This is a genomic window from Legionella parisiensis (assembly GCF_001467945.1).
GTDB classification, from domain to species: domain Bacteria; phylum Pseudomonadota; class Gammaproteobacteria; order Legionellales; family Legionellaceae; genus Legionella; species Legionella parisiensis.
In genome coordinates this window covers 1,681,344-1,707,678 of sequence record NZ_LNYQ01000013.1, presented here as the reverse complement: position 1 = coordinate 1,707,678, position 26,335 = coordinate 1,681,344, and the positions used below count along the sequence as shown (strand labels likewise).

Genomic DNA, 26,335 nt, shown 5'->3' with positions numbered 1-26,335 from the left:
CATACTCATGGGTGAAAATACCACACAAACTCAAGCATTTAAACTAAAAGGTCGTCTTTATACATTTACTGTGTTACATGTATTAAATACGAACTCTGATGTTTTTTCGCAACAACTTGATGATACTATCGCCAAAGCTCCTAAATTATTTGAGCATACTCCTGTTGTTTTTGATCTATCGTCGGTACAACAGTTAGAATTTGATTTGCAGCCTTTACTCCAGAGTGCACGTGCGCATGGTATGATCCCTGTTGCTCTTCAAGGAGGAAGCGTATTACATAATACTCTGGCTCAATGTCATGGTTTGGCTGTATTGCATGCATCTTCAACACAAGATAAACCTATTATTGAACGTCCTATTGAAAACAACCATCATGACTCATTAAAATCACCAACAAAGTTAATTACTACACCAGTACGTTCGGGACAACAAGTGGTAGCAAAAGGTGGCGATCTCGTGGTGACTTCTTCGGTAAGTCATGGTGCTGAATTACTGGCAGACGGTTGTATCCATGTGTATGGCGCTTTAAGAGGCAGGGCTTTGGCAGGAATTTCTGGAGATAAAGAAGCAAGAATTTTTTGTCAATCTCTGGAGGCAGAGTTAGTGTCAATCGCAGGATTTTATCGTTTAAGTGATGCAATCGAGCATTACAATGGTCCTTGTCAAATTTATTTAATCGATGAACACATACAAATAGAGCCCTTATGATAGATGTTGTTTTTATTTCTGATCTTCATCTGCATCCAGAAGATCAGGCTATTCAGGATCGCTTTAGTCATTTTCTTGAATGGGCACGAATTTCTGTTAAAAATATTTATATCCTGGGTGATTTTTTTCATGCGTGGGTAGGTGATGATGCAATTGATGATTGGAGCAAGGAGATTGCTCATCAGTTATCTTCTTTAAAAAAACAAGGAATCAACTTATTTTACATGCATGGTAATCGTGATTTCCTATTGGGTAAAACTTTCGCACATCTTGCCGGATGGACCGTTTTATCTGAGCCGACTGTAATTCAATTAGGGCAGGAAAAAATATTGTTAGTGCATGGAGATCGGTATTGTACTAAAGATTTAGCACATCAGCGTTTTAGATTGTTAACTCGAAATAGAATATTTACTGCTTTTTTTTTAAGTTTACCGCTAAAATATCGTCAACGGTTAGTAAACCAAATTCGCTCTCGTAGTCAAATGAATAGCAACAAATCTATGGAAGAAATGGGTGTGGTTACTGAGGAAATCATTAAGCATATGTCATACTACCAAGTGAACATATTAATTCATGGTCATACTCATAAACCGGGTATGACTTCTTATCAAAATAGCTCAAAAATTTTAAAACGTTACGTCCTGAGTGATTGGGATGACAAACCCCAGGTATTGTGTTATGATAATACAAAAGGGCTCTATTTTGCTCATTTGTAATTTTTAGAGAGGCAGGCTATGACTCAACAGAAGACCGAAGAAGACATTGCAAAGGAAAAACAAGAAACGAATAAAGAGTTTGAAAAAGACATAGCTCGGATCAACAAGGAAGAAAATGAAAAGAAACGATTAGAAGCTCTTGAAGAGTCACGATTTCGACATCAGCGCGAGTGGGCTAAGACGATGGATGAGTTAAGGCAGTCTCATTTTCTTCCAAAAAATCAGCGAAGAGAGGGTGGACCCCAAACGCATTGGGATGAAGCAAAACAATTGGCTGATGATATCATTAATTCGAAACAAACTTCCATCAATGATTGGCGCTCTAATATGATGGATTTGTTAAATATGTTTACAAAACTTAATAAAGCAATAAACATATCGTCAAATCAAGTTTCAGGTGAAGCGGTGGACCTGATAAAAAATGCCACCAATAGGGACGAGACACCTATTCTCCGAGCAATAACGCACCCTAAAGAGCGTATGTATGAAGCTGTTAAGTCAGTTATACTTGATAAAATTAAAGGCAATAATGATGTAAAGATAGAAGCTATTAAACATAAAGTTACATTTAAGGATGGGAAAGTTGATGTCGCCCCTTTAACACGTGCTGACGGTATACCTTTCGATAAAGAAAATGATGCAAATAAAGCATTTAAGAAATTTGTTGAACTGTGGTTAATGGAAAATCAGTATGTACCTGCTAATACTAACAATGATGGTTCTTATGTCCATTTCCCGGATGGTACACCATTAACTGAGGATGTGTTTAATGATTTAAATTCTGCTCCAACTACAAGCTTTTCTAATTTTTTATCACAAAGCGCTTCCTTTAAATTTGAAGAACAGGAAGAGTTGCAATCAGGGCAGACTTTGACTAATACTTAATCGGGTCAAAGTTGGCCCTTTAATTACATTGCGGTATTCCGCTATGGAAGCGAAATACCGTATCAGTTTTTAAAATAAAATCATTTTCCAAAGTTAAAAACAAGTTCAGGCGTTCTTCTATATCCCCGCCATATAATTTTGCCAAGCGCAGATAGTCTTTAAAATGACGTGCTTCTGATCTAATTAAAGTGGTGTAAAATTTTGCTAATTCCTGATCCTCAAGATAGGGGATAATGGCATAAAAACGCTCGCAGGAACGAGCCTCGATGATGGCACCGATGATCAACTGATCACATAAGCGTTGAAGGACATTCCTGCTTGTAATCTGCTGATGCATGTGCGTAGCATATGCTGATGGCTGCAAAGAACAAAATTGAATCCCTTTTTCAGTCATTAGATTAATGACTTTTTCAAAATGAAGTAACTCTTCGCGCGCTAAGGGCGCCATCACTTCAACCAATTCCTTTTTGTCTGGATATTTGCTGATAAAATTAATTGCTGTTGCTGCTGCTTTACGCTCACAATGAGCGTGGTCAATTAATAATAATGGGATGTGATTTGCAGCGAAATCCAACCATACTTGTGGCGTTTGGACTTGAAGAAAGTTATTTAATAATTGTAAATCAATATCTAATCGTTTTAACATCTGCTAAATACACTATACTTATCAAATAAATTGTCTTATATCATAGGATCTTTTTACAATTCTACTATTTTGGCTACAAGGCCTTGATTTTCTGTGCGTCGATGCTCATATATTTTTATGTATGCCAGTGCTCAAAAACCAAAGTCTTAAGCTCAATATAGTAAATTGTAAACAGATACAATACTTTGAAAATTTGAATTGGATGAAAAATGAACGGGGAAGAAATTGATACTGAATTAAGCCATTGGTTTTCAACTTATGGAATAATAACGGCTGAACGTTTATTAGGCAGATACAACGTCAATCTGGCACAAACCGAATTAGTGGTCGCTATTAGAAGCCCATTTAGTTTTTATCATCGAATGCTAAAGGTTCCATTAAGAAGTGTACTTAATGGCATTATCCTGCAACAAGCAAATGACTATCATGTTTATGTACAAAAATTATTTATCGATTATTTACTGTCTGGAGAAAACTCTAAAGGTGAAGAAGCCCAAGGTGCTTCAACACGTGAAGTTATAGAAAAAGAACGACAACAATTAGTTGCATTAGGGGATGAGTTTAATGCTGTGCAAGGAGAACATGATTATTTAATTGCTAACAGTCAGGCTTCATTGATAAGAATAGCTCAAATATTCAATACGGAGTTGGATAAAGCAATCTCCTCATTAAAAAAAGAACTTAAGAGCTTTGGTTCTTCAGAGAAAAAAAGTAAAATCCGCGCAGCAATTAATAATTCTTTGATTCATTGCAATATGACAGAAGTACAAAGCAATAAATATCTTTTTATAGATAAAATGAATGAGGTTCTTAATCTCTCCCTATCGGAAGATTTAAAGGAAAAAATTGTAAATATTTTGTCCGAAATTATGCAAATGAATATGGATTTTGATGAGCAGATAAGTGATTTTGCTGCTCAAACTGAAGAATTAAGCAGGAGGGCTAACTCCTACCGTACTCAATTTTATGAGACGATTCTTCGCGTTGTTGATTTATTAAAATCATTACCTGAGTACAAAATTGATGCTGAGCAAGATGCCATTAATAGAGAGCCCTTATACTTTGACAAGAACATAGGGGCACTATGAGTGCATCAACAGGTATGTAATAAGACATCAGAAATGGCGGTGTGTACTTCGGCTTTACTTCGAACATCGAGACTATAATCGATATAAAAATGAATTTATATTAGCCATGTAGCTTGTATTTCATGTATAATATTGCACTTTAACTAACCCCCCATGGAGTGCATGATGGCAAAAGAAACAACATTGTCAATTATTAAACCTGATGCAGTAGCTAAATCTGTTATTGGTCAAATCTATTCTCGTTTTGAAAATGCGGGCCTCAATATCATAGCGGCAAAAATGATGCAACTTTCTCGTGAACAAGCAGAAAATTTTTATGACATTCATCGCGCACGACCTTTCTTTAAAGATTTAGTTGAGTTCATGATCTCTGGCCCAGTAATGATTCAGGCATTGCAAGGTGAAAATGCAGTATTGAAAAATAGAGAAATTATGGGTGCAACAAACCCTAAAGAAGCTGCACCTGGAACAATACGTGCTGATTTTGCTGATAGTATTGATGCAAATGCAGTGCATGGTTCAGATAGTCTTGAAAACGCGGTTCGTGAAATAGCCTTTTTCTTTGAGCCCCATGAAATTTGTGAGAGATAAGAATTAGTTTTTGATATTTAATGACACTAAGATTTTGTAGATTGTAGTTGTAGCCTGAGTGCGCAGCACACAGGCTCCCTTTAATTGTATTCCTCATGCGTCGTCATTAAATTTGGAGCAAAAATGACACAAAAAGTAAATCTGCTTGATTACAATTATCAACAAATGCGTGAACTGCTGCATAGCTGGGAAGAACAACCTTACAGAGCTCAGCAGATAATCCAATGGATTCATCAGGCCGGTTTTACCGATTTCGCAAAAATGACAAATCTTGGCAAAGCCTTAAGAGAAAAATTGGCGGAGCGATCATGTATTAAATTACCAGAAATTGTTGCTTGCCAAAAATCCAATGATGGTACCCATAAATGGCTCTTGAAACTGGAATGTGGCAATTGTATCGAGACAGTATTTATTCCTGAAAGCAATCGTGGAACTTTATGTGTTTCCTCTCAAGTTGGGTGTGCTTTGAATTGTTCCTTTTGTTCTACCGCAAAACAAGGTTTTAATCGCAATTTATCTACAGCCGAAATTATTGGTCAAGTTTGGTTGGCTGTCCGTGAACTATCACAACAACAAGGAGTTCATGACAAAAAAATAACAAATGTAGTAATGATGGGTATGGGAGAACCCTTACTTAATTTTGATAATGTTGTGTCTGCAATGAATATTATGATGGATGATTTTGCTTATGGATTATCAAAACGTCGTGTTACTTTAAGTACTTCAGGGGTTTTACCTGATCTGGAACGTTTAAGAGACATTAGCCCTGTTGCATTGGCTGTTTCGCTGCATGCACCGAATGATGAGTTAAGAAACGAACTTGTTCCTATAAATAAAAAATATCCGTTGAATCAATTGATGGCTTTATGCAAAAACTATTTTAAGAATGAACCTCGAAGAAAAGTCACTTTTGAATATGTAATGCTTAAGGGAGTCAATGATCAACCTGAACATGCAAATCAATTGATAAAATTATTGAAAAATGTTCCAGCAAAAGTCAATTTAATTCCTTTTAATCCTTTTCCAATGACACAATACGAGCGCTCATCTCAGGAAACAATTGATGCTTTTAGAGATAGATTAATCACACATGGAATTAATACAATTACTCGAAAAACACGAGGTGATGATATTGACGCAGCATGTGGGCAATTAGCCGGAGAGGTTAAGGATAGAACAAGTCGATCCAAAAGATGGCAAAAATTGCATTTTATGCCTAAAACAAACCAAGAGCAGCAAGCAGCAGAATAATGAAGCATACATTGGGTTTAGCGAAGTTATAAATTCACAAATTACAATAAAATCATTATTTGTGACAAATTATTTTTAATTTATTGGTAAGCGGTTATAATGCGCAATCATTTATAATCTTAGTGTGAAAATACCGTGTTAAAAAAGTTTTATCTCTTGCTTGTTATGACTTGTCTGTTTTTGCAGGCATGCGTGCATGATGAAGAAAGCGAAAAACAAAATTTTAAAAAACCAGATCTCAGTAAGGCTGCATCATATAATGTTCAGCTAGGGTTAGGTTATTTAAAGCAGGGTGATAGGCCAAGAGCGAAAAAAAAGATTCTTACTGCATTGGAGCAAGAACCTAGCTCACCTGATGTTAATTCAGCAATGGCTTATTATTTTGAACAAACCAAAGAATTAGATCAAGCAGAGAAATATTATTTGAAAGCCATATCGCTAGCAAAAAATGGAGGCGCACAGCTTAATAATTACGGTGCTTTTTTATGTCGACAAGGTGATTATAAAAAAGCTGAAGCTTATTTCTTAAAGGCGGTCAATGATCTAAAGTATTTGCATACTGCTGGAGCTTATGAAAACGCAGGTCTTTGTGCTTTATCAACCCCTAATGAAGATAAGGCCAAGCTTTATTTTGTAAAAGCATTAAATCAGGATCCTTCACAGAAAGTGTCTTTTTATGAATTACTAAAACTTGAAATTAAAGCCAAACATGATGCAGAGGCATTTGCTCTTGTACAAAAGCATCCTGATTTAGTGTTGAATGACAAGGTATTATTATCATTAGCCAAGGAGGTTTCTGATAAAGTTGGGCAACACAGTTTAGCTGCAGAATATGAACTGAGCATGAATAATTTGAATTCCAATGTCGATAATAGTGGAGTAAATAATGAATACAACAACCACGCTGGATGAGAGTATCGCAGAGTATAATAATAATCCAGGCGAGCAACTTGCCAGTATTCGCCAACAAAAAGGATATACCATTGAATATGTTGCCAATAAATTGCATTTAAGGGCTCGTATTATTGAATTAATTGAAAATAATGAGTTCCATTTATTACCCGAGCCTGTTTTTGTTAAAGGATATTTGCGTGCTTATGCTAAATTGCTTGGCACATCACCCGAGCCCTATCTGGCAATATTTAATGCTCAGTTTGTTGTCGAGAAAAAAACTGATCGAGCCCTCTTATGGCAGCAAAGTAAACGGGAATCACATAAAGCGGAACATATTATCCGTTGGTTTACAATTTTGTTTGCAGTAGGTGTGATTGTTGCTGTAGGAGTTTGGTGGCAAAAGAACAGAGATACTCACCAGATGTTTCCGACAAAGACAGCTCCTGTTGATTTATCATTAAATCAAACACCAACAATTGAAACTAAAGAGCTTAGACTCACTGACATATCAAAAATGCAATCTTTGTTAAACCCAAAACCAGAAATGTCTCCTATGGAGAAGATAGGTGACTGAACGAATTCAAGCAATCCGTGGAATGAATGATATTTTGCCTGAGGCAATGGTTTTTTGGCGTTCCATTGAACAGATATTTGTGAGTGTATTGTCCAGCTATGGTTATCAGGAAATACGTTTTCCACTTATTGAAAGCACACAGCTATTTAAAAGGACTATAGGTGAAGTAACAGATATAGTCGAAAAAGAAATGTATACTTTTAATGACTTAAATGGGGATAGTATTACTTTAAGACCTGAAGGAACAGCTGGCTGTGTACGTGCTTGTCTGCAAAATGGGCTTTTGCATAATCAGCAACAAAAACTGTGGTATATGGGGCCGATGTTTCGTCACGAAAGACCACAGAAAGGACGATATAGGCAGTTCAATCAATTAGGTGTTGAAGCATTTGGTATGCAAGGTGCACTGGTTGAGTTGGAGTTGATTTCTCTATGCCGTAAGTTTTGGGAGCAATTAGGATTTGCTGACTTTGTCCAATTACAAGTGAATACCTTAGGCGAATTAACCGAACGCCATGATTATAAAAAAACTCTCGTTGAGTATTTGACTGATCATGAAAATCAGTTGGATGAGGACAGTAAACGCAGGTTAACTCGAAATCCATTGCGTATTTTGGACAGTAAAAACCCTGAGATGCAACAATTATTGGCTAATGCACCTAAATTGATCGATGTTCTTGGTGAAAAAAGTCGTGCACATTTTCAGTCTTTCTGTGATGGTTTGGATGCATTAAAGGTACCTTATGTAATTAATCCCGTTTTGGTGAGGGGGCTGGATTATTACGGGCATACAGTTTTTGAGTGGGTTACTGATAAATTAGGAAGCCAATCCACAGTATGTGCTGGAGGACGCTACGATATATTAATCGAGCAGTTAGGTGGTAACCCAACTCCTGCGGTAGGTTTTGCATTAGGTATCGAAAGAATATACTTACTTATGGAAACCTTGAATCTTTTGCAGCAAGAGAGTAAAAAGAACGCATTATATCTTATTGCAACGAATGAGCAGGCTGTAATACGGGGTCTTGTAATTTCTGAATGGATACGTAAGGCTTATCCAAAGATAGAGGTATCAGTAAATACCGCAGGTGGGAGCTTTAAAAGCCAATTCAAAAAAGCAGATAAAAGTGGTGCGCGCTTGGCTTTAGTTTTAGGCGAAGATGAGTTGGCTAATGAGCAAATTAGTATTAAAGATTTACGTAATGAGGCTGAGCAAATTACAGTGGATCAAAATATGATTAATCAGGTCTTGAAAGATTTTTTAGAGTGAGTGCAGGAGAATGTTATGTCAGTGTATATGACTGAAGAGGAACAACTGGAATCGATAAAGAAATGGTGGAAGCAATACGGTAATCTTATCACCGTAGTATTATCACTTGTACTCTTTGGCATTGCCGGCTATCGATATTTACATTGGCATCAAGCAAAGGTTACTCAACAAGCTTCTGTTGCCTATGAGCAAATGATGGTTGCTCTTTCAAATCAAAATATTAAAGGTGTAAGAGCGTATGCTAATGAATTGACTCATCAACATAGCAGTACGGTTTATGCTGATGTGGCGCATCTGACACTTGCGAAAATTTATGTATCAAAAAATAAACTGGATAACGCTACAGATGAGCTGAAAGTGGTTGCTACAAACAGCAAAATGCCTGCTTTAAAACAAATTGCAAAAATTCGTATGGCACGTATTTTGGCAGCTGAAAAGTCTTATACAAATGCTCTTAATGAATTAAGCAGTATCGATGATAAAACTTACTTACCTGTTATTAATGAGTTAAAAGGCGATATTTATGGAGCAACAGGCCAATATCAAGAAGCTATGAGTTCCTATAAACTAGCTTTAGATGAAGTAAAAAACAATGGGATGGGTAATTTATTTTTGGAAATGAAAACTAACGAGATAGCAAGTAAATCGCACTCAATGATTTCTGGAGATAAAAAAGTAAAGTCTGCATAACTTTTATAGCCCGAGTATTAGGTCATATAACTCATAAGTATAGTATTTTTTGCCGCTCGGTTATATTTGTATGCATAATAGTGATCTTTTATTGATTATTTTGTAAAAATTCGAGGTTCAATTTTCATGAAAATGAAATTATTTATTTTAATTCTATGTGCTTTAGTTCAAGGATGTTCAAAACTTGATGATTATATGTTGGGTAAAGACAACACGCCAAAACCTAAAGAACTCAAGTTGGTAAAGGATAAAGTTAAGGTTGAGCAAAACTGGACGGTAGTTGCTGGTAAGTCATCTAAAAATAAGGAATATTTAAGGTTGAAACCAGTGGTTCAGGGTGGTGTTATTTATACTGCTGATGCCAGTGGGTTGGTTCGTGCTATTAATAAGCATAATGGACAGGTGAAATGGACTACAACGTTGAAACATGGGTTAGTTAGCGGTCCTGCTGTAGCCAGTGGATATATTGTTGTGGGCACCAATAACTCATCATTGGTTGTATTAAATAAAAGCAACGGTAACAAATTATGGCAAAAAAAGGTTACTGGTGAAATTTTATCACCGCCGGCTGTTCTGGGTGGAAAAGTTATCGTGAAGACTATTGATGGTAAAGTTTATGCCTTTAATACAGCAGATGGTAAACAAATATGGATGACAGAGCATGGTTCACCCAGTTTAATCTTGAAGGCAAGCTCATCACCCATTGCTATGGGAAATTTGGTGTTGATTGGTTTTTCTGATGGAAAATTGGATGCATTGGATGTAAAAACTGGCCGAGTTATGTGGCAGCGCAGTATTGCTTATGCATCAGGTCCAAGTGATGTGGAACGATTAGTTGATATTGATGCAGATCCAATTGTGGAAAATAATGTGGTTTATCTCGCCAGTTATCAAGGTTACATAGGCGCACTGTCTTTGTCAGATGGACAATTTATTTGGAGAAAACCAGGTTCCGTATATAAAAATATGGTTTTAAGCGGTAATACATTGTATCTAACAGACAGCCATGATGTCATTTGGTCTATTGATAAACGCAATGGTCAAGTTAATTGGAAACAGACTGGTTTAAAAGCGAGAGTATTAACTGAACCCACGTTAATTAAAAATGATTTAGTAGTAGGTGATAAAACTGGCTATCTACATTTTATTGATGCTCAAACAGGTGAAATTATAGCTCGATCAAAGGTTTCTGCTGGCGTCAGTATTTCTCCAAGCGTAGCTGGAAGAAAGTTATTTGTGTTAACAGACAATGGAATACTTAATCAATTATCTGTGAGTTAATAAATGATCCCTGTGATTGCACTTGTTGGACGCCCTAATGTTGGTAAGTCTACTTTATTTAATAGGCTGACCAAGACTCAAGACGCCCTTGTTGCTGACTTTCCTGGTTTAACTCGTGACAGGCAGTATGGTCAAGCTCAGCATGATAACAAACACTATATTGTTGTTGATACTGGTGGTATAGGTGTTGATGATATTGCTGTTGATAATTTAATGTCCAAACAATCGGAGATAGCACTCAATGAAGCTGATATTGTGCTTTTTTTGGTTGATGGACGAGCTGGCTTGACTGGAATTGATGAAAAAATTGCTAGTAATTTACGTAAATTAAGTAAAAAAGTCCACCTTGTGATTAATAAAACCGAGGGGCTGGATGATGATGTTGCCTGTGCTGATTTTCATGCTTTAGGAATTACTGATATTCACTCTATTTCTTCATCGCATGGCAGTGGTATTAGAACGTTGCTTGATGATGTTTTATTACCATTTACAGCTCAAGCGGATAAAATTGAAGAAGATAATGTAATTAAAATTGCCTTTGCTGGCCGTCCTAATGTTGGAAAATCAACTTTAATTAATCGAATTTTGGGTGAGGAAAGAGTCGTTGTATATGATATGCCTGGAACAACACGAGACAGCATTGCGATTCCTTTTGTTAGGGATGAACAGAACTATATTTTGATTGATACCGCAGGGGTACGTAGAAAATCACGAGTTGATGAAAAAATTGAAAAGTTTTCTGTGATCAAAACACTTAAAGCTATTGAAGAAGCAAATGTATGCTTGCAAGTTTTGGATGCTAGAGAGGGCATTACTGATCAGGATATGAATTTGCTCGGCTTTATTATTGAGTCCGGTAAAGCCTTGGTTATTGCAATGAACAAATGGGATGGTTTGGATGAAGAGCATAAGGAAAATGTAAAAAGCGAATTATCCAGAAGATTGCACTTTGCGAATTTTGCAAAAATTCGGTTTATATCTGCTCTGCATGGTAGTGGTGTAGGGGGATTATTCAAAGATATAAATGAGGCCTATGCTTCGGCTGTTCAATCTTTTTCAACTCCACGATTAACTCGTTTACTTCAAGACATCAGCATGAAACATACCCCTCCTTGCGTGAATGGACGCAGGATAAAATTGAGGTATGCCCATCTTGGTGGCCACAATCCCCCGGTAATCGTAATCCATGGAAATCAATTGGCTGATTTGCCCGATAGTTACAGACGTTATCTTAACAATGAGTTTATTAAACATCTGGGATTAGTTGGAACCCCTCTAAAGCTGGAGTTTAAAGGCGGAACAAATCCTTTCGCAAATAAAAAAGTTAAATTGTCTCAACGACAAGTGAATAAAAAAAGAAGATTAATGAGTCATGTTAAAAAAAAATCAAAAGGCAAAAGATAAGTGCTTTGCCCCGAATTTAGTGGCTATTTCTTATTAGGGTTTAGATTCGAAGTTAGCTTTTCATTTTTGAATTTACCTAATTATTTGCCATTGAGATGAGTAAACTTGGCATGATAATTAAGGTATTAATAATCTTTTTTCATTTGCATCAGTGTCAGATTGAAGCAGAGGTTTTTGTAATTGCTCTTTAAGTAATACTAGATCCTCGGTTCTTGCTTTGTGTAAGGCGATCATCGCATCGCGAGCTGCGGATGTGCCAAAAAAATACCCCCGGGATGATGAGTGAGCTTTTTCGCCCCATGCTCTACTCATTGCAAAACTAACTCCCAATCTGGAATCCAAAAACCAATTTTTCAAGTCCTCATCTATCCAATTATAGAAGTTAAGTGAGCGAGTAAATTTTTCCTTTTTAAACGTGGGTGTGGGATCAAGGGACTCCTCTGGGTCACAATAATGTTGTGCCACATGGGCAGGAAGTAACTTTTGTACCTGGCCAACCTTCGTAGACCACCATTGATCACGCTCAGTCCATTCTTGTCTATTAAAATTATTTAAGTAATCGTTCAAAGTTGCAATGATTGCAAAGTCATAGTATTTTTCACGATGAATCACACCGTCTAATTCATAAGTCACTCCTTGGGTTTCAATCTCCTCGAATTGCTTATTCAATACCAATCGTATTTCTTCCCCATGCTTATTCTGAGGTAAACACTTAAGCATCATCGATGCCATATAGCGAACATCTAAAGACCATAAGGTATATTCCCAAACTGTTGTGTTTCTAAAAATCCGCCCTGATTGATCGACAATTGTTGTTCTAGAGAGTAGTAATTCAGGATGTTTTTGCAGTGTTGCTTCTGACTGGTCTTGATTGCCTTCAGCAACAGATTTGGCTAAGCTAATTACTAATCGTTTGTGATTTAAGCGTTCTTGCTGGTAAGCGTTATAAAACAAAGAGCAAGTTAAGGCAAAGTTATTGCTGTTTTCAAGTTGATTCTTGTTTTTATCTACGTGACGGCCAATCGTTGCAATAAGCTCGTTAGGGAGCGAGTCGAATAGATTTAGCTTCTCTTCATTTTTTCTTTTCATAGGTGTGTAATAATTAATTTACAATATGACCATGGTAAGATTTTTTTTCATGCAAAAAAAATTAATTGTTAGTATAATCGATATACAAATTTCTTATAGTTCGATGTTGCTCTGTATCCCCTGGATTAATGGATGTGCAACAGGCGATGTTCGAGGGCTGGTGAGAAACAATGATTAATAAACTAAGGATAATAGGAAAAGGCGGCTTTTATCTCAAACCGCCATATGTGTATCTAGCACATGTAGGGTTGCTTACTTCCTACTCGATTTGCCATTTTTAAAGTCGCAAGGTTATTACATCACATGGAGCATGATTGACTGCAGCATTTGCTGTGCTTCCCAAAAATGATTGCAAACCAGAAGAAGAATGGCTGCCAATAATAATAAGCTGGCAATTTAACTCTTTCACTTTATTGAAGATATGTTCTTTAACTGAACCTACCTCAACAAATTGTTGCTCACGTGGAATATTAAAATTTTCGCCTATTAAAGCTAGTACTGTTTGTGCATCGTCTTTCGCGGGGTTGGCTAATTCTGTAAAGCCGAGGCCTTGAGCCAATTGAAAGCTGGCAGGCAGTTCAATGACGTGTAACAGATATAATTTAGCATCAAATTGTTTCGCAATCGCGATTGCTTTTTCTGTGAGATGATTATGTTCCTTGAGCAAATCCGTAGCAAATAAAATATTCTTATACATAGCAGCCTCACAATTGAATTTGTTATTGTAAATAATAGTAGATTCCTTACCATAATCACCTATTTTACCTCATAAAATATTAAAAAATTTAGTTTGAGCAAATTATTAGTATCGTATTAGGAATTTCTTTAGAGAAGAGAACGGTTGTGCTGTATCAACTCATTTGATAATTAGCACAAAAATTATGTAAGTGATTCAGATTTTAGTTTTAATTTATATTTGGGATTTATTTCAATTAGAGGAATTAAAACAAAGCTTCTAGATTGGATATATGGGTGAGGTATCACCAGTTTTTTAGAGTGAATGACTTTATCCGCATATAATAGAATATCAATGTCAATAACTCTGGGGCCCCAGTGTTTTTTCCGAATTCTTCCTTGTTTTTTCTCGATTTTTTGACAAGCGTTAAGTAATTCTAAGGGTGATAAAAGAGTGAAAAGCTCGATCACAGCATTACAAAAGTCTTGTTGGCCTTGTAATCCCCAAGCTTTGTTCCAATAAAAAGCTGAAATCTTAGTAATAACAGTAGAACGAAGAGCTTTTATTGATTTGATTGCTTTTCTCAGTTGACGCTCAGGTACATGCTGATTTGAGCCCAACCCTAAATAACAAACATTCATTCTGAATCACTAGCTTTAATACTTTTAGGTTTTTTACGACGTCGTTTTCGTTTCGGCAAGTCAGGCGTGAGCTGCGCAACCATTTCAGTTTGTTCTGCTTCGTCTGCATCCTGAAATGCTGTCCACCATTGTGCAAGCTCCATGGATTCGTCACCTGCAAGAGCACGTAATGCCATGAAATCATAGGCTGCTCTAAAACGTGGGTGTTGTAAAAGATTAAATGCTCTTCCTCCAAGTCTCTTGGCGAAGCGGTACTGTAACAACCAGATTTCACGAATAATTTGTGTATAACGTTTAGGAATTGAAATTATTTTATTTTGCTCTGCAAGGACAAGCGACATCGCTTTTTCAATAGCAGGAAGCGGATCTATTCCTGTCTTTTGTAACTCTTTTGCACATTCGATCATAGGAAACCATAAAAGAACTGCAAATAAAAATGCTGGTGTAACTGGCTTTTCCTCATGAATACGAGTATCGGTATTCTCAAGAGCTATCGTTAATAACGCATTTACAGGATAAGAACTGTTTAATAGTCCATGAGTTTGATGACATAGATATTGAAACAAGCCATATTTCATAAGCAATCCTTGTACTGCTACTGCATTGCCGCACTGATATAGCTTAGTCATCTCATCAAATAAACGTGAGTTGGAGACATGAGTAATAAGATGGCTAATCTCAGGGAAGGGTGCTTCAGTTTCTCGCGCAAGTTTAAAGTTTAATTTTGCACTAAAGCGAATTGCACGTAGCATGCGTACAGGGTCTTCCTGATAACGTTTTATTGGATCACCAATCATACGAATGAGCTTTTCTTCAACATCTTTTACGCCGCCAGTAAAATCAATAATCGATGAATCGTTGATATTGTAATAAAGTGAGTTGATCGTGAAATCACGTCTCCAGGCATCTTCATCAAGGGAGCCGTAAGCATTATCCCTAACTAACATACCTCGTTCATTTGTTAGCTGACTCTCATCAATAGCTACGTGACTTCTAAAGGTGGCAACTTCAATAATTTCGCGATGGAAGAGTATATGGACAAGTTTGAAGCGACGACCAATAATTCGTCCATTTCTAAATAAATTTTTAACTTGATTGGGCGTTGCATCTGTAGCCACATCAAAATCTTTGGGGGCTTTATGCAGCAGCAAATCTCTGACACTACCTCCAACAATGTATGCCTGAAACCCCGCACCAATTAAGCGGTTCAGAACCTTGAGCGCATTGTTGCTAATGTCTGCTTTAGATATGGAATGCTTATTCCTTGGGATTATATAAGCTGAAGCAACAGGCTGTACATGAGCTCTGTTTCTCTTTAGCAGCTTTTTGATAAATTTGATGATCTCTGTATCTCACAAGATTAATATGACGCGGATATTATATCGAAGCCAAAGAATAAAGTGAATCATTTGCCTTTATAAAAACATCATGCTTTCAATAAAGTTATGCCCTAGATTTTACAGAAAGATATAGGTAAATATAAGATAAAGAGTATATGATATATTTTTTCAATTTCTGATATCAGAGGATTTTTGATGGATTTTATTGATATTGCGGTAGGCTTAATCGTTTTAATCATATTGGAAATTGTCTTGGGAATTGACAATCTTGTTATTTTATCTATTTTATCTGAAAAACTACCACCCAAACAGAGAAAAAAAGCAAGGCGCTTGGGACTTACGCTTTCTTGGGTTATGCGTTTGATTCTATTAATGGTAGCAGTTGATCTAATCAAATTGACTAAACCTTTGCTTTATGTGGCTCATATGTCGTTTTCTGCACGTGATCTTTTTCTTTTGGGAGGTGGTGCTTTTCTAATTTGGAAAGCAACAGAAGAAATTCATCAGGATGTGACCACTGAGCCGGTATTAACTGGTGAAACGAAGACTGGAGCATTTAAAACAACCTTTAAAGCAGTTATTTTCCAAATTGCATTAATGGATATTATATTTTCTTTAGATAGTGTCTTAACTGCAGTGGGATTAACCTCACACTTTTGGGTCATGGCAGTCGCAATTACGTGTGCTATTCTCATTATGATTTTTGCTAGTGAAGCAGTAAGTGCATTTATTAAAGAATATCCCACAATCAAGATGCTCGCATTAAGTTACTTAATTTTGATTGGCATGGTACTTGTTGCTGATGGATTTTCTTTCCATATTCCTCGAGGATATATTTATTTTGCCATGGGTTTCTCATTGGGAGTAGAGGCGTTGAACTTGATAAAGCATTCTCGAAAAAAACGAAAGCATCGTTCAGGAAATTAATTATGTTGTATATTAAAGCGTTTCATATCATTGCTATGGTTGCCTGGTTTGCTGGGTTGTTTTATTTACCGAGATTGTTTGTTTATCATGCCGATACTGATGATGAAACAAGTCTTATTCGTTTTAAAATAATGGAAAAAAGACTTTATTATGGAATAACTTGGCCTGCTGCAATAATGACTACTTTATTGGGATTATGGCTTCTTAGTTATAATCCATCTTATTATCTGAAAGCAGGATGGATGCACGCCAAATTGAGTCTGGTAGTTATTTTATGGATTTATCACATGCTATGTGGACATTATTTAAAGGGGTTTGCACAAAATAAAAATCAAAAGCGCGCCCGTTTTTTTCGTATTTATAATGAAATGCCGACCTTATTGTTGATAGGAGTAGTGATACTGGTTGTAGTAAAACCGTAAATTGTAATCCGTGCAGCGAAACCAAGTATCGCCCGGTTTCGCTGCATCGCACTCATGCTACAATTTTATAAAGACGAATAATTTAGAGTGCACATTCCTGCTAATAAGACTTATTCCATTTCAACCATGTCAAAATCTTCTTTACCGGCGCCACAATCTGGGCAGAACCAATTTTCGGGAACGTCTTCCCAACGTGTACCTGGTTCAATTCCATCTTCAGGCCATCCCTCGGCTTCATCATAAATAAAACCACAGATGACACAAATATATTTTTTATATTCTTGCATGATAATACTCGTTTAAAAGGGCGTAATTTAGCTATTGTGGGCTTCGATGTAAAGATAAAGCATTTTTTTTGCCAAATATTAAGAATGTCTGTAATATTATACCGCATAATTATGGAGGTTTTTTATGACACGTTCAACAGATTTGTTTCATCAAGCCCAAACACTTATCCCTGGAGGAGTTAATTCACCCGTGCGAGCGTTTAAAAGTGTTGGTGGCGACCCTATTTTTTTTAAACATGGTAAAGGTGCATATCTTGTTGATGTAGATAATAATGAATATATTGATTATGTTGGCTCTTGGGGGCCGTTAATCCTTGGACATTGTCATCCAGCTGTAATCGAAGCGGTGAATAAAGTGCTTCATAGTGGTATAAGTTTTGGAGCGCCTACTGAACTTGAAGTACAACTGGCCGAAAAAATCATCTCTTTAATTCCTTCAATTGAAAAAGTACGCATGGTGAACTCTGGTACTGAAGCAACAATGACAGCAATCAGACTGGCTCGTGGAGTGACTCAAAAAAATAAATTTATTAAATTTAACGGGTGTTATCACGGGCATAGCGACAGTTTATTAGTTAAAGCAGGTTCTGGTCTACTCACATTAGGCATTCCTTCAACCCCAGGAATTCCACAAAGTGTTACCGAACATACACTAACCGCAAATTTTAATGATCTAGAACAAACTGCGCAATTATTTGAAAAATTTCCTGATGATATTGCCGCAGTAATATTAGAGCCTGTAGCTGGAAATATGGGATTTGTTTTGCCTGAGCCTGAATTCCTGAAAGGATTGCGTCAATTATGTGATCAATACAAAGCTTTATTGATCTTTGATGAGGTAATGACTGGCTTTAGAGTAGGGTTAACAGGGGCCCAAGGGATTTTCGGAATTACTCCTGATATTACTACCCTTGGTAAAGTGATTGGTGGCGGTATGCCTGTAGGTGCTTTAGGCGGCAGGGCAGATATTATGTCCTTTTTGGCTCCTGAGGGGCCAGTTTATCAAGCAGGCACACTATCTGGCAATCCATTAGCGATGGCAGCAGGTCTTGCAACTTTATCCGAAATTGAAAAACCAGGATTTTTTACCCAATTAAGTGAGACTACCCAAGCATTAACTTTGGCATTGGCTTCTGTCGCTGAAACATTAGATATCCCATTTTTTAGTGCTTCATTAGGTGGAATGTTTGGCTTTTGTTTTACAGAGAAAAAGCATATTGCTGATTATGCGGACATTGCGGCCTCAGATGAGGTTTTATTTAAAAAGTTTTATCATGGAATGTTAGGAAAAGGTATTTATTTTGCTCCTTCCATGTATGAGGCTGGATTTGTTTCCAGTGCACATGGAACAAATGAAATTATAAAAACACAAATGGCTGCTGAAGAAGTATTAAGCCAATTAAAAAAATAGTATGGGAATACTCTGGCCTGAGTTTTTTGTAACTCAGGTGTAGCGTAGTCCGTGGGAGAGAAGATAGATAACCTCTCAATTTTGACTTTTGCTGCAACGCACCAAAAGTCAAATCCAGACTCATTTTCGGAACAGAAAAAAAGAAAAATAAATTTTTAAAAATACCCTAGACAGTAATTTTTTCACATGTCATATTCAGAGACGTTCTTTAACAAGGAAGTAAGATGATGTCGATCATGACAAACAAAAAGGAATTCATACAATCAATGCCGCAAGGAATTGTTCCTCTTTTTTTTATTCAGATTGTTTCTACATTAAGCTTCAGTGTTCTTTATTCAACGCTTGTTTTATACATGGAAGGGCGGTTAGGACTTCAAATCAGCACTGCTAATAGCGTCATGGGTGTTTTCATTGCTTTTAATTATGGACTGCATTTGCTTGGTGGTTTTTGGGGTGGGCGTTTGCTCTCTAATCGTGCATTGTTTTGCGCGGGAATGGTGGCGCAAATTATTGGTTGTATCCTGCTTTCATTCGGTGATATTTCATTTCTTTATTATGGCTTGGCGGCTTTCTTAACGGGTTCTGGTTTGAACGTGACTTGTTTAAATTGCATGCTAACTCAACGCTTTTCTCCAGAAGATACTCGACGTGAAACAGCATTTCTAATGAATTATGCGGGTATGAATATTGGTTTTTTTGTTGGTTTTAGCTTAAGTGGATTATTTCAGTTGACTCAGAACTATGAACGACTCTTTCTTCTTAGCAGCTTGGGAAATTTGATTGCATTAATTATATGTTTGTATTGTTGGCAACAATTATCAGATAAAGATACGATTTTTTCCAGAAAAGACAAAATGTCCCAAAAAAAAGCCATTCTTTTAGGTATTTTTCTGATTGTATTACTCCCATTTCTTTTAAGCCAAATGCTTCAATATGCAGATTGGGCTAAAAAATTGGTATTGTTAACAGGACTGTTAATGTTGGGTGTTATTTTGTATTTGGCAAAACAACAACCAACAAAAGAAGCAAAAGATAAAATAGTTGCTTTTGCTGTACTCATGATTGTGGGAACTGTCTTTTGGATGCTTTATCAAATAGCGCCCATGGGTCTTACGGTCTTTATTGACCATAATGTACAGCGTGATTATGCAAGCGGGGTCATTCCACCGCAATGGTTCCAAAATATTAATACAATAGCTATCGTTATTGGGGGGCCATTATTAGGGATTTTGCTGCATAAGATGCGCAAAAATGGAGTGCAAATTAATATTCCCACTCAATTTGCATTGGCATTGCTTTTTATAGGTATTGCTTTTGTCATATTACCTATTGGTATCACTTATGCCAACTACGAAGGGTTGGTGAATCCGGGCTGGATTGTCTTGAGTTATATTTTGCAGAGCATTGGTGAGCTTTTAATATCCCCAATTGGTTATGCTATGATAGGCTATTTAGCCCCTTCATCATTACAAGGTGTGATGATGGGAATGTTGATGTTAAATACGGGTGTCGGTGCGGCCTTGTCCAGCTACAGTTCAAACATGATGATCGAAGGACAAGAGAGTGTTTCACCTTTAGTTACTAATGATGGTTACAGCCATGTGTTTTTAATGTTAGGTCTATTTGCAATTGGTTCTTCAATTGTACTTTTTGTCATGGTCCCCAAGTTACGGCAGATGATACAGGAAAGAAAACCGACTGAATTACAAGAAGCCAAAAGTATGGCTACGAATCGAGTGGTTGTATGTGAGTAATTTTTTTGTACCTATTAATGAGGCAGAGTTGGAGTGGCATGGAGCTCTGCCTTTTTCAACACAGTATGATGATGTTTACCATTCTGCAGAGGGTGCGATTAATCAATCACTTTATGTATTTATTGATGGAAATGACTTAATCAAACGTTGGCAGTCTCTTTCTTCTGATAAAATACAAAAATTTACTATAGCAGAAACTGGTTTTGGAATTGGCTTGAATTTTCTTGTAAGTTGGGATTTGTGGGAGCAATATGCTCCTAAATCATGTCAATTACACTTTATTTCATGTGAAAAGCATCCTTTATCTCTTGCTGACTTAACGAAAAGTCTAGCTTCCTGGCCACAATTGGAAAACCAAGCTCAGCAACTTATAGCAAGTTATCCTGTATTAACTCCCGGATATCATCATCTTTCATTTTGTGATGGTAGAGTGACTCTGACATTAATGTTAGGAGATGCACTCGAGTGCTATGAGCAGCTATTAATTTGCGGCGAGTCATCGCTTGAGAGTCAGCTCAGAACCGCTTTTATTGACGCTTGGTTTCTTGATGGTTTTGCCCCAGAAAAAAATCAAAGCATGTGGTCTGATGCTTTAATGAAAGTAATTGCTATGCTGTCTAATAAAGAAACTACCTTGGCAACTTATACAGCTGCAGGTTCTGTTAAAACAAGTTTAAGCCAACATGGATTTGTTGTTAAAAAAAGAAAAGGGTTTGGTTCCAAACGCCATATGGTTTGTGCGCATTTTGCGCAAATAACACCACAAAAAGCTGCAAAACGCCATACTCCGTGGCATGTGGGAAGCCCAGAAAAGTATTCCAGAAAATCAGCTGTAATTATAGGCGCTGGCTTGGCAGGTTGTTTTACAGCACATGCTCTGAATAAGCGTGGGTGGAAAGTAACAATTATTGATGAATTAAGTCAAATAGCACGCGGCGGATCGGCAAATCAGCAAGCGGTTTTATTTCCTAAACTATCTGCGTACAGCTCTCCTTTGACTCAATTTATGTTAACCGCATTTTTATATGCTGTGCGCACTTATCAGGGTATTTTAAAGCAGACAACAATTGGTGAGTTAAGCGGTTCCTTATTACTTTCTTACTCTGAGAAGGAAAAAGCAGCCCAATCCAGCTTACGTTCCTGGCTGGCCCATTATCCAAAGTTAGGGACTCTTGTAGATGTGGAACAGGCTTCGCAATTATCAGGATTTTTGTTAGATAAGCCTGGGTTGTACATTCCTTTGTCAGGATGGATAAACTCTCCGGAATTATGTCAATTTTTAATTAACACGGATGGTATTTCCTTATTGACTAATACCTCAGTAAACCAATTGTTTTTCGATAATCAATGGGTCGTGAATGATTTGGAAACTGATGTTCTTATTTTAGCAAATGGTCATAAAATTAATTCATTCAAAGAAACGAAGCATTTGCCTGTTAAGCCTATTCGGGGACAAATGACAGCAATTTTAACAACCGAGCAAAGCGCTTGTTTAAAATTGCCTTTATGTGGACAGGGGCATGTACTTCCCGCATTACAAGGTACTCATCAGTTAGGTGCTACCTATGAATTAAAATCAGCCGAATCGCAAATAAAGCCTGAAGATGATCGCGATAATTTGGCTAAGCTTAAACAATTAGCCCCGGAAGTTTTATGGTCTGATGAGGTTAGTAATCATTGGGCAGGTGTCAGGGCGTCAACTCCTGATTATCTTCCTTTAGTTGGTAAAATCGCAGAGGCGGAAAAATTTGTGGAGCAATTTGCTTGCATGGAAACCAATGCAAAACGTTGGATAGCTAAATCCGGCTCCTATTATCGAGGACTTTATGCTTGTGCTGGCTTTGGTTCTCGAGGTCTTACAACAATTCCCTTATGTGCAGAGTGGCTCGCTTCAGTAATCAATAACGAAATAAGCTGTTTGCCTAGAAATTTGCATTATGCATTATCACCGGCACGTTTCTTACGTAAAAATATAATTCGGGGTGATATTAAAATCGATTGAGATGAAATTCTCATTAGAGCATAATACTAAATCTGTAGCTTGGGCGAAGCAAAACACTTGAACTCACAAAGGAAATTTAAATTCTGCTTCTTTGGCCCAGGCTAGTTAGTTTTATATCATATTAAGATCAAGGAGTGACAGCTAATGGTGAGTTCCATGGGCAAAGCCTTCAAACAGACAGTCAAAGAAAATAAACCGCTACCCGTGTTGGGTACCATAAATGCTTATTCTGCCATGCTCGCGCAATTTTCTGGAGCTAAAGCAATATATCTTTCAGGAGCAGGTGTAGCGAATGCCTCTTATGGTATACCTGATCTTGGCATGACCAATCTATCACAAGTTCTTGAAGACGCTCGCCGAATTACAGAAGCTTGTCCTTTACCTCTTCTTGTTGATGTTGATACAGGATGGGGACATGCGTTTAATATTGCCAGGACAGTAAAACTTATGGAGAAAACAGGCGTTGCTGCCATTCATATTGAGGATCAGGTACTGGCAAAACGATGTGGACACAGGCCCAATAAAGCTATTGTGTCTTCGAAAGAAATGGGTGACCGAATTAAATCAGCAGTTGACGCACGCCAGGATCCTGATTTTGTCATCATGGCAAGAACGGACGCTTATGCTGTTGAAGGAATGAATGCAGCTATAGAAAGAGCATTGCTTTGCGTCGAATTAGGTGCAGATATGATATTTCCTGAGGCAATGACCCGTCTGGATGAGTATCAGACTTTTACTCAGGCAGTCCCTGTGCCGGTATTGGCGAATATTACTGAGTTCGGTAAAACACCTTTATTCAATCGTGAGGAATTAAAACAGGCTGGTGTATCGCTAATTTTGTATCCATTGAGTGCATTTAGAGCGATGTCCCAATCAGCGTTAAATACTTATCAGACAATTCTTCAAGATGGAACGCAACAACCTATGATCGATAAAATGCAAACTCGGGAAGAGCTTTATGAAGTACTTGGTTATTATCAATACGAACAAAAACTAGACCAATTGATGGAGGAAGACAATGAGTGTTAAAAGCGGCGGTTTAGCCGGTGTTGTTGCTGGCCAATCAGCAATTTGTACAGTTGGACTAGCAGGTAAAGGTTTGAATTACAGGGGCTATTCGATTGATGACTTAGCAGAATATGCCACGTTTGAGGAAGTAGCTTATTTATTACTTTACGGGCGATTACCTACCCAAAAGGAATTAGATGAATATACAAAAAAACTAGTTAGTCTTAGAACATTCCCTGATGCTTTAAAAACAGTACTTAAATTAATCCCTAAAAACACACATCCCATGGATGTCCTGAGAACTGGTTGTTCATTTTTGGGAACAATTGAACCAGAAGATGACTTTTCACAACAGTATCACATTGCGGATAGATTATTAGCATTATTCCCAGGAATAATGTGCTACTGGTATGCATGGCATTTTCACAATAAAGAAATTTCTGGTTTGAGTGATGAGCAAACAACAGGGGCACATTTTCTTGCATTATTACATGGGCGTACGCCGAGTAAGTTAGAAGCTCAAATGATGAATGTGTCATTGATTTTATATGCGGAGCATGAGTTTAATGCATCAACTTTTGCTGCGCGAGTTACTGCAGCTACATTGGCTGATTTTTATTCTGCGATTACAAGTGCCATTGGAACATTAAGAGGTTCCTTGCATGGAGGGGCTAATGAGGCAGCAATGGAGCTTATAGGACGTTTTGATAATCCTGACCAAGCTGAAACTGAATTAAAGAAAATGTTGCTTAATAAAGCTCTTATTATGGGATTTGGACATCGGGTCTATACTACCAGTGATCCTCGTTCTGACATCATCAAAAAATGGTCATTTCGCCTCGGTGAGGAGAAAGGCGACCTTCTTTTATATCATATTTCAGAACGCATCGAAGAAGTCATGTGGAATGAAAAAAAATTATTTCCAAATCTTGATTTTTATAGTGCTTCTGCATACCACTATTGTGGCATTCCTACATTTTTATTTACGCCGGTTTTTGTTATGTCGCGTATTACGGGATGGTCAGCACATGTTTTTGAACAAAGAGAAAATAACAAGCTGATAAGACCCACGTCTGAATATACTGGACCTGAACCCCAAAAGTTCACAGCTATTAAGACAAGAGGGTAATTGTTTCATTTCACAGCAACCTGGGTGGAACTGTAGTGGAAGCCCAGGGAGGTACTCAGTTAATTATTGCTTCGGCTTGATCTGATGAGAACATTACCAAGATAGATAATTGATATAAGAGGGGTATTATGCACAGCTATGTAGAAGATAATATTAAGCCTGATTACGATCAGGTTATAATTGATATTGCAGATTATGTGCTAAACGAAAAAATTGATAGCGCTTTAGCATATGAGACAGCACGGTTATGTCTCATGGATACATTAGGTTGTGGTATTTTGGCATTAAATTTTGCTGAATGTACTAAACTCCTAGGCCCAGTTGTTCCTGGTGCTACCCTGGTTGGCGGAGCACGAGTCCCTGGCACAGCATATGAATTAGATCCTGTACAAGCGGCCTTCAATATAGGTGCTATGATACGTTGGCTGGATTTCAATGATACCTGGCTTGCGGCTGAGTGGGGTCATCCTTCTGATAATTTAGGTGCTATCCTTGCCGTAGCGGATTATATGTCCCGACAAAGTTACGCCAAGGGCAATGCGCCAATTTTAATGCAGGATGTATTTACCGCTATGATTAAGGCACATGAAATTCAAGGATGTCTTGCTTTGGAAAACAGTTTTAACCGAGTAGGTCTGGATCACGTGTTTTTGGTGAAAGTTGCCAGCGCTGCTGTGGCAGCCAAGTTTTTTGGCGCTGATAAAGACATGATGTTAAGAACTTTATCTCAGGTTTTTGTAGATGGTCAAAGTCTAAGAACATATAGACATGCACCTAATGCAGGTTCAAGAAAATCATGGGCGGCAGGAGATGCCACTTCAAGAGCAGTTCGCCTAGCGTTAATTGCTAAAGCAGGGGAAATGGGCTATCCAAGTGCATTAAGTGCTCCAACCTGGGGCTTCTATGATGTTCTTTTTGATAAGAAAATATTTAAATTTCAGCGCCCTTATGGCAGTTATGTGATGGAAAACGTTTTGTTTAAGTTATCTTATCCTGCCGAGTTTCATGCGCAAACTGCAGTTGAATGCGCTGTGGTGTTGCATCCTATCGTAAAACACAGATTTGATGATATAGCACGTATTGATTTAGTGACACATGAGTCAGCAATTCGAATTATTAGTAAGCAAGGTGCTTTGCACAATCCTGCTGATAGGGATCATTGTTTACAGTACATGGTTGCTATTGGCTTATTGTTTGGGGATTTAAAAGCCGAGCATTATGAAGATGATGTTGCCGCAGATCCCAGAATAGATATGCTGCGCGAAAAAATGCATGTTACTGAAAATGAACGTTTTTCTCGTGATTATCTTGATCCAGAAAAGCGTTCAATTGCCAACAGCATCAAAATAGTTTTCAAAGATGGCACTGAAAGTGATTTGATTACCATAGAATATCCTATTGGCCACAAACGCAGACGTGAAGAAGGAATTCCTGTTTTACTATCTAAATTTAAAAAGAACTTAAGTACCCAGCTTCCTGTAGAACATGTTGAACGAATCATGCAGGCAATGAGTGATACGAATACACTTGCAGCAATGAAAGTCGATGATTTTATGCAACTATGGGTTGTATCGTAGTCTCCAATGGTCTGACAACGGATGGAAACACCGGATTGTGAATATCCGGGTTCCATTTCGTTATGTTGGACCG

Annotated in this window: 26 protein-coding genes; 20 read left to right on the top strand and 6 right to left on the bottom strand. The window is 37.5% G+C overall.

The features are described 5' to 3' along the window. Window positions 1-7 precede the first annotated feature (7 nt). The 3 genes from minC to Lpar_RS13630 are packed head-to-tail and all read left to right on the top strand — an operon-like array spanning window position 8 to window position 2,310. Window positions 8-709, top strand: a complete 702-nt coding sequence (minC, locus tag Lpar_RS13640) for a septum site-determining protein MinC (RefSeq protein ID WP_058518446.1) — start codon at window positions 8-10, stop codon at window positions 707-709. Beyond that, window positions 706-1,425: a UDP-2,3-diacylglucosamine diphosphatase gene (locus Lpar_RS13635; RefSeq protein WP_058518445.1), complete on the top strand. Its 720-nt coding sequence runs from the start codon at window positions 706-708 to the stop codon at window positions 1,423-1,425. Before minC ends, Lpar_RS13635 begins: the two co-directional genes overlap by 4 nt. 18 nt (window positions 1,426-1,443) lie before the next feature. Beyond that, entirely contained in the window at window positions 1,444-2,310 is an 867-nt protein-coding gene (locus Lpar_RS13630) for a hypothetical protein (RefSeq protein WP_058518444.1), read from the top strand. 19 nt (window positions 2,311-2,329) lie between these two features. On the opposite strand, the gene Lpar_RS13625 is transcribed toward Lpar_RS13630, so the two are convergent. Beyond that, complete coding sequence (locus tag Lpar_RS13625) at window positions 2,330-2,956, bottom strand: MiaE family protein (RefSeq protein ID WP_058518443.1); 627 nt, start codon at window positions 2,954-2,956, stop codon at window positions 2,330-2,332. Between the two features lie 209 nt (window positions 2,957-3,165). Between Lpar_RS13625 and Lpar_RS13620 the strand changes: the two genes are divergently transcribed. The 9 genes from Lpar_RS13620 (at window position 3,166) to der (ending at window position 11,999) form a co-directional block, all read left to right on the top strand. Beyond that, on the top strand, window positions 3,166-4,044 hold the full coding sequence (locus Lpar_RS13620) for a hypothetical protein (RefSeq protein WP_058518442.1): 879 nt from the start codon (window positions 3,166-3,168) through the stop codon (window positions 4,042-4,044). Window positions 4,045-4,209: 165 nt separating this feature from the next. Next, a complete protein-coding gene (gene ndk / locus Lpar_RS13615) occupies window positions 4,210-4,635 on the top strand; it encodes a nucleoside-diphosphate kinase (protein ID WP_058518441.1) in 426 nt (141 codons plus the stop codon). Between the two features lie 123 nt (window positions 4,636-4,758). After that, window positions 4,759-5,886: a dual-specificity RNA methyltransferase RlmN gene (gene rlmN / locus Lpar_RS13610; protein ID WP_058518440.1), complete on the top strand. Its 1,128-nt coding sequence runs from the start codon at window positions 4,759-4,761 to the stop codon at window positions 5,884-5,886. 135 nt (window positions 5,887-6,021) lie between these two features. Beyond that, window positions 6,022-6,798, top strand: a complete 777-nt coding sequence (gene pilW, locus Lpar_RS13605) for a type IV pilus biogenesis/stability protein PilW (RefSeq protein WP_058518439.1) — start codon at window positions 6,022-6,024, stop codon at window positions 6,796-6,798. Next, window positions 6,773-7,354: a helix-turn-helix domain-containing protein gene (locus tag Lpar_RS13600; RefSeq protein WP_058518438.1), complete on the top strand. Its 582-nt coding sequence runs from the start codon at window positions 6,773-6,775 to the stop codon at window positions 7,352-7,354. Before pilW ends, Lpar_RS13600 begins: the two co-directional genes overlap by 26 nt. Further along, window positions 7,347-8,624, top strand: a complete 1,278-nt coding sequence (gene hisS / locus Lpar_RS13595) for a histidine--tRNA ligase (protein ID WP_058518437.1) — start codon at window positions 7,347-7,349, stop codon at window positions 8,622-8,624. The genes Lpar_RS13600 and hisS overlap by 8 nt, the downstream gene beginning before the upstream one ends. Before the next feature lie 15 nt (window positions 8,625-8,639). Further along, the gene (locus Lpar_RS13590) at window positions 8,640-9,314 is read left to right on the top strand and encodes a YfgM family protein (protein WP_058518436.1); all 675 of its coding nucleotides are present in this window, start codon (window positions 8,640-8,642) and stop codon (window positions 9,312-9,314) included. 126 nt (window positions 9,315-9,440) lie between these two features. Then, on the top strand, window positions 9,441-10,595 hold the full coding sequence (bamB, locus tag Lpar_RS13585) for an outer membrane protein assembly factor BamB (protein ID WP_058518435.1): 1,155 nt from the start codon (window positions 9,441-9,443) through the stop codon (window positions 10,593-10,595). Window positions 10,596-10,598: 3 nt separating this feature from the next. Then, window positions 10,599-11,999, top strand: a complete 1,401-nt coding sequence (gene der / locus Lpar_RS13580) for a ribosome biogenesis GTPase Der (protein ID WP_058518434.1) — start codon at window positions 10,599-10,601, stop codon at window positions 11,997-11,999. Window positions 12,000-12,116: 117 nt separating this feature from the next. Here the strand turns inward: der and Lpar_RS13575 are convergent, their stop codons facing one another. From Lpar_RS13575 to pcnB, 4 genes are all read right to left on the bottom strand, one after another. Further along, complete coding sequence (locus Lpar_RS13575; RefSeq protein ID WP_058518433.1) at window positions 12,117-13,088, bottom strand: hypothetical protein; 972 nt, start codon at window positions 13,086-13,088, stop codon at window positions 12,117-12,119. Window positions 13,089-13,365: 277 nt separating this feature from the next. Next, window positions 13,366-13,785 (bottom strand): universal stress protein, encoded by a 420-nt coding sequence (locus tag Lpar_RS13570; protein ID WP_058518432.1) that lies wholly within the window; start codon window positions 13,783-13,785, stop codon window positions 13,366-13,368. 182 nt (window positions 13,786-13,967) lie between these two features. Continuing rightward, window positions 13,968-14,405 carry a 2-amino-4-hydroxy-6-hydroxymethyldihydropteridine diphosphokinase gene (folK, locus tag Lpar_RS13565; protein ID WP_058518431.1) on the bottom strand — a complete coding sequence of 146 codons (438 nt, stop codon included), beginning with the start codon at window positions 14,403-14,405 and terminating at the stop codon, window positions 13,968-13,970. After that, complete coding sequence (gene pcnB / locus Lpar_RS13560) at window positions 14,402-15,727, bottom strand: polynucleotide adenylyltransferase PcnB (RefSeq protein ID WP_058518430.1); 1,326 nt, start codon at window positions 15,725-15,727, stop codon at window positions 14,402-14,404. The genes folK and pcnB overlap by 4 nt, the downstream gene beginning before the upstream one ends. Window positions 15,728-15,940: 213 nt before the next feature. Between pcnB and Lpar_RS13555 the strand changes: the two genes are divergently transcribed. Both Lpar_RS13555 and hemJ read left to right on the top strand, forming a co-directional pair. Then, the gene (locus Lpar_RS13555; RefSeq protein ID WP_058518429.1) at window positions 15,941-16,672 is read left to right on the top strand and encodes a TerC family protein; all 732 of its coding nucleotides are present in this window, start codon (window positions 15,941-15,943) and stop codon (window positions 16,670-16,672) included. Between the two features lie 2 nt (window positions 16,673-16,674). Beyond that, on the top strand, window positions 16,675-17,094 hold the full coding sequence (gene hemJ / locus Lpar_RS13550; RefSeq protein WP_058518428.1) for a protoporphyrinogen oxidase HemJ: 420 nt from the start codon (window positions 16,675-16,677) through the stop codon (window positions 17,092-17,094). Window positions 17,095-17,204: 110 nt separating this feature from the next. Here the strand turns inward: hemJ and Lpar_RS13545 are convergent, their stop codons facing one another. Continuing rightward, entirely contained in the window at window positions 17,205-17,381 is a 177-nt protein-coding gene (locus tag Lpar_RS13545; protein WP_019232400.1) for a rubredoxin, read from the bottom strand. 124 nt (window positions 17,382-17,505) lie between these two features. On the opposite strand from Lpar_RS13545, the gene hemL reads away from it, so the two are divergent. The 6 genes from hemL to Lpar_RS13515 all read left to right on the top strand — a co-directional run bounded on the left by hemL (window position 17,506) and on the right by Lpar_RS13515 (window position 26,262). Continuing rightward, window positions 17,506-18,792, top strand: a complete 1,287-nt coding sequence (gene hemL / locus Lpar_RS13540) for a glutamate-1-semialdehyde 2,1-aminomutase (protein ID WP_058518427.1) — start codon at window positions 17,506-17,508, stop codon at window positions 18,790-18,792. Window positions 18,793-19,019: 227 nt separating this feature from the next. Next, window positions 19,020-20,546, top strand: coding sequence for a peptide MFS transporter (locus Lpar_RS13535; RefSeq protein ID WP_058518426.1), 1,527 nt, complete (start codon window positions 19,020-19,022; stop codon window positions 20,544-20,546). Further along, window positions 20,539-22,548 (top strand): bifunctional tRNA (5-methylaminomethyl-2-thiouridine)(34)-methyltransferase MnmC2/FAD-dependent 5-carboxymethylaminomethyl-2-thiouridine(34) oxidoreductase MnmC1, encoded by a 2,010-nt coding sequence (gene mnmC, locus Lpar_RS13530; protein WP_058518425.1) that lies wholly within the window; start codon window positions 20,539-20,541, stop codon window positions 22,546-22,548. The genes Lpar_RS13535 and mnmC overlap by 8 nt, the downstream gene beginning before the upstream one ends. Window positions 22,549-22,692: 144 nt before the next feature. Further along, the gene (gene prpB, locus Lpar_RS13525; RefSeq protein WP_058518424.1) at window positions 22,693-23,577 is read left to right on the top strand and encodes a methylisocitrate lyase; all 885 of its coding nucleotides are present in this window, start codon (window positions 22,693-22,695) and stop codon (window positions 23,575-23,577) included. Continuing rightward, a complete protein-coding gene (prpC, locus tag Lpar_RS13520) occupies window positions 23,567-24,685 on the top strand; it encodes a bifunctional 2-methylcitrate synthase/citrate synthase (RefSeq protein ID WP_058518423.1) in 1,119 nt (372 codons plus the stop codon). Before prpB ends, prpC begins: the two co-directional genes overlap by 11 nt. Window positions 24,686-24,813: 128 nt before the next feature. Next, window positions 24,814-26,262, top strand: coding sequence for a bifunctional 2-methylcitrate dehydratase/aconitate hydratase (locus Lpar_RS13515; RefSeq protein ID WP_058518422.1), 1,449 nt, complete (start codon window positions 24,814-24,816; stop codon window positions 26,260-26,262). The last annotated feature ends 73 nt before the right edge of the window (window positions 26,263-26,335 follow it).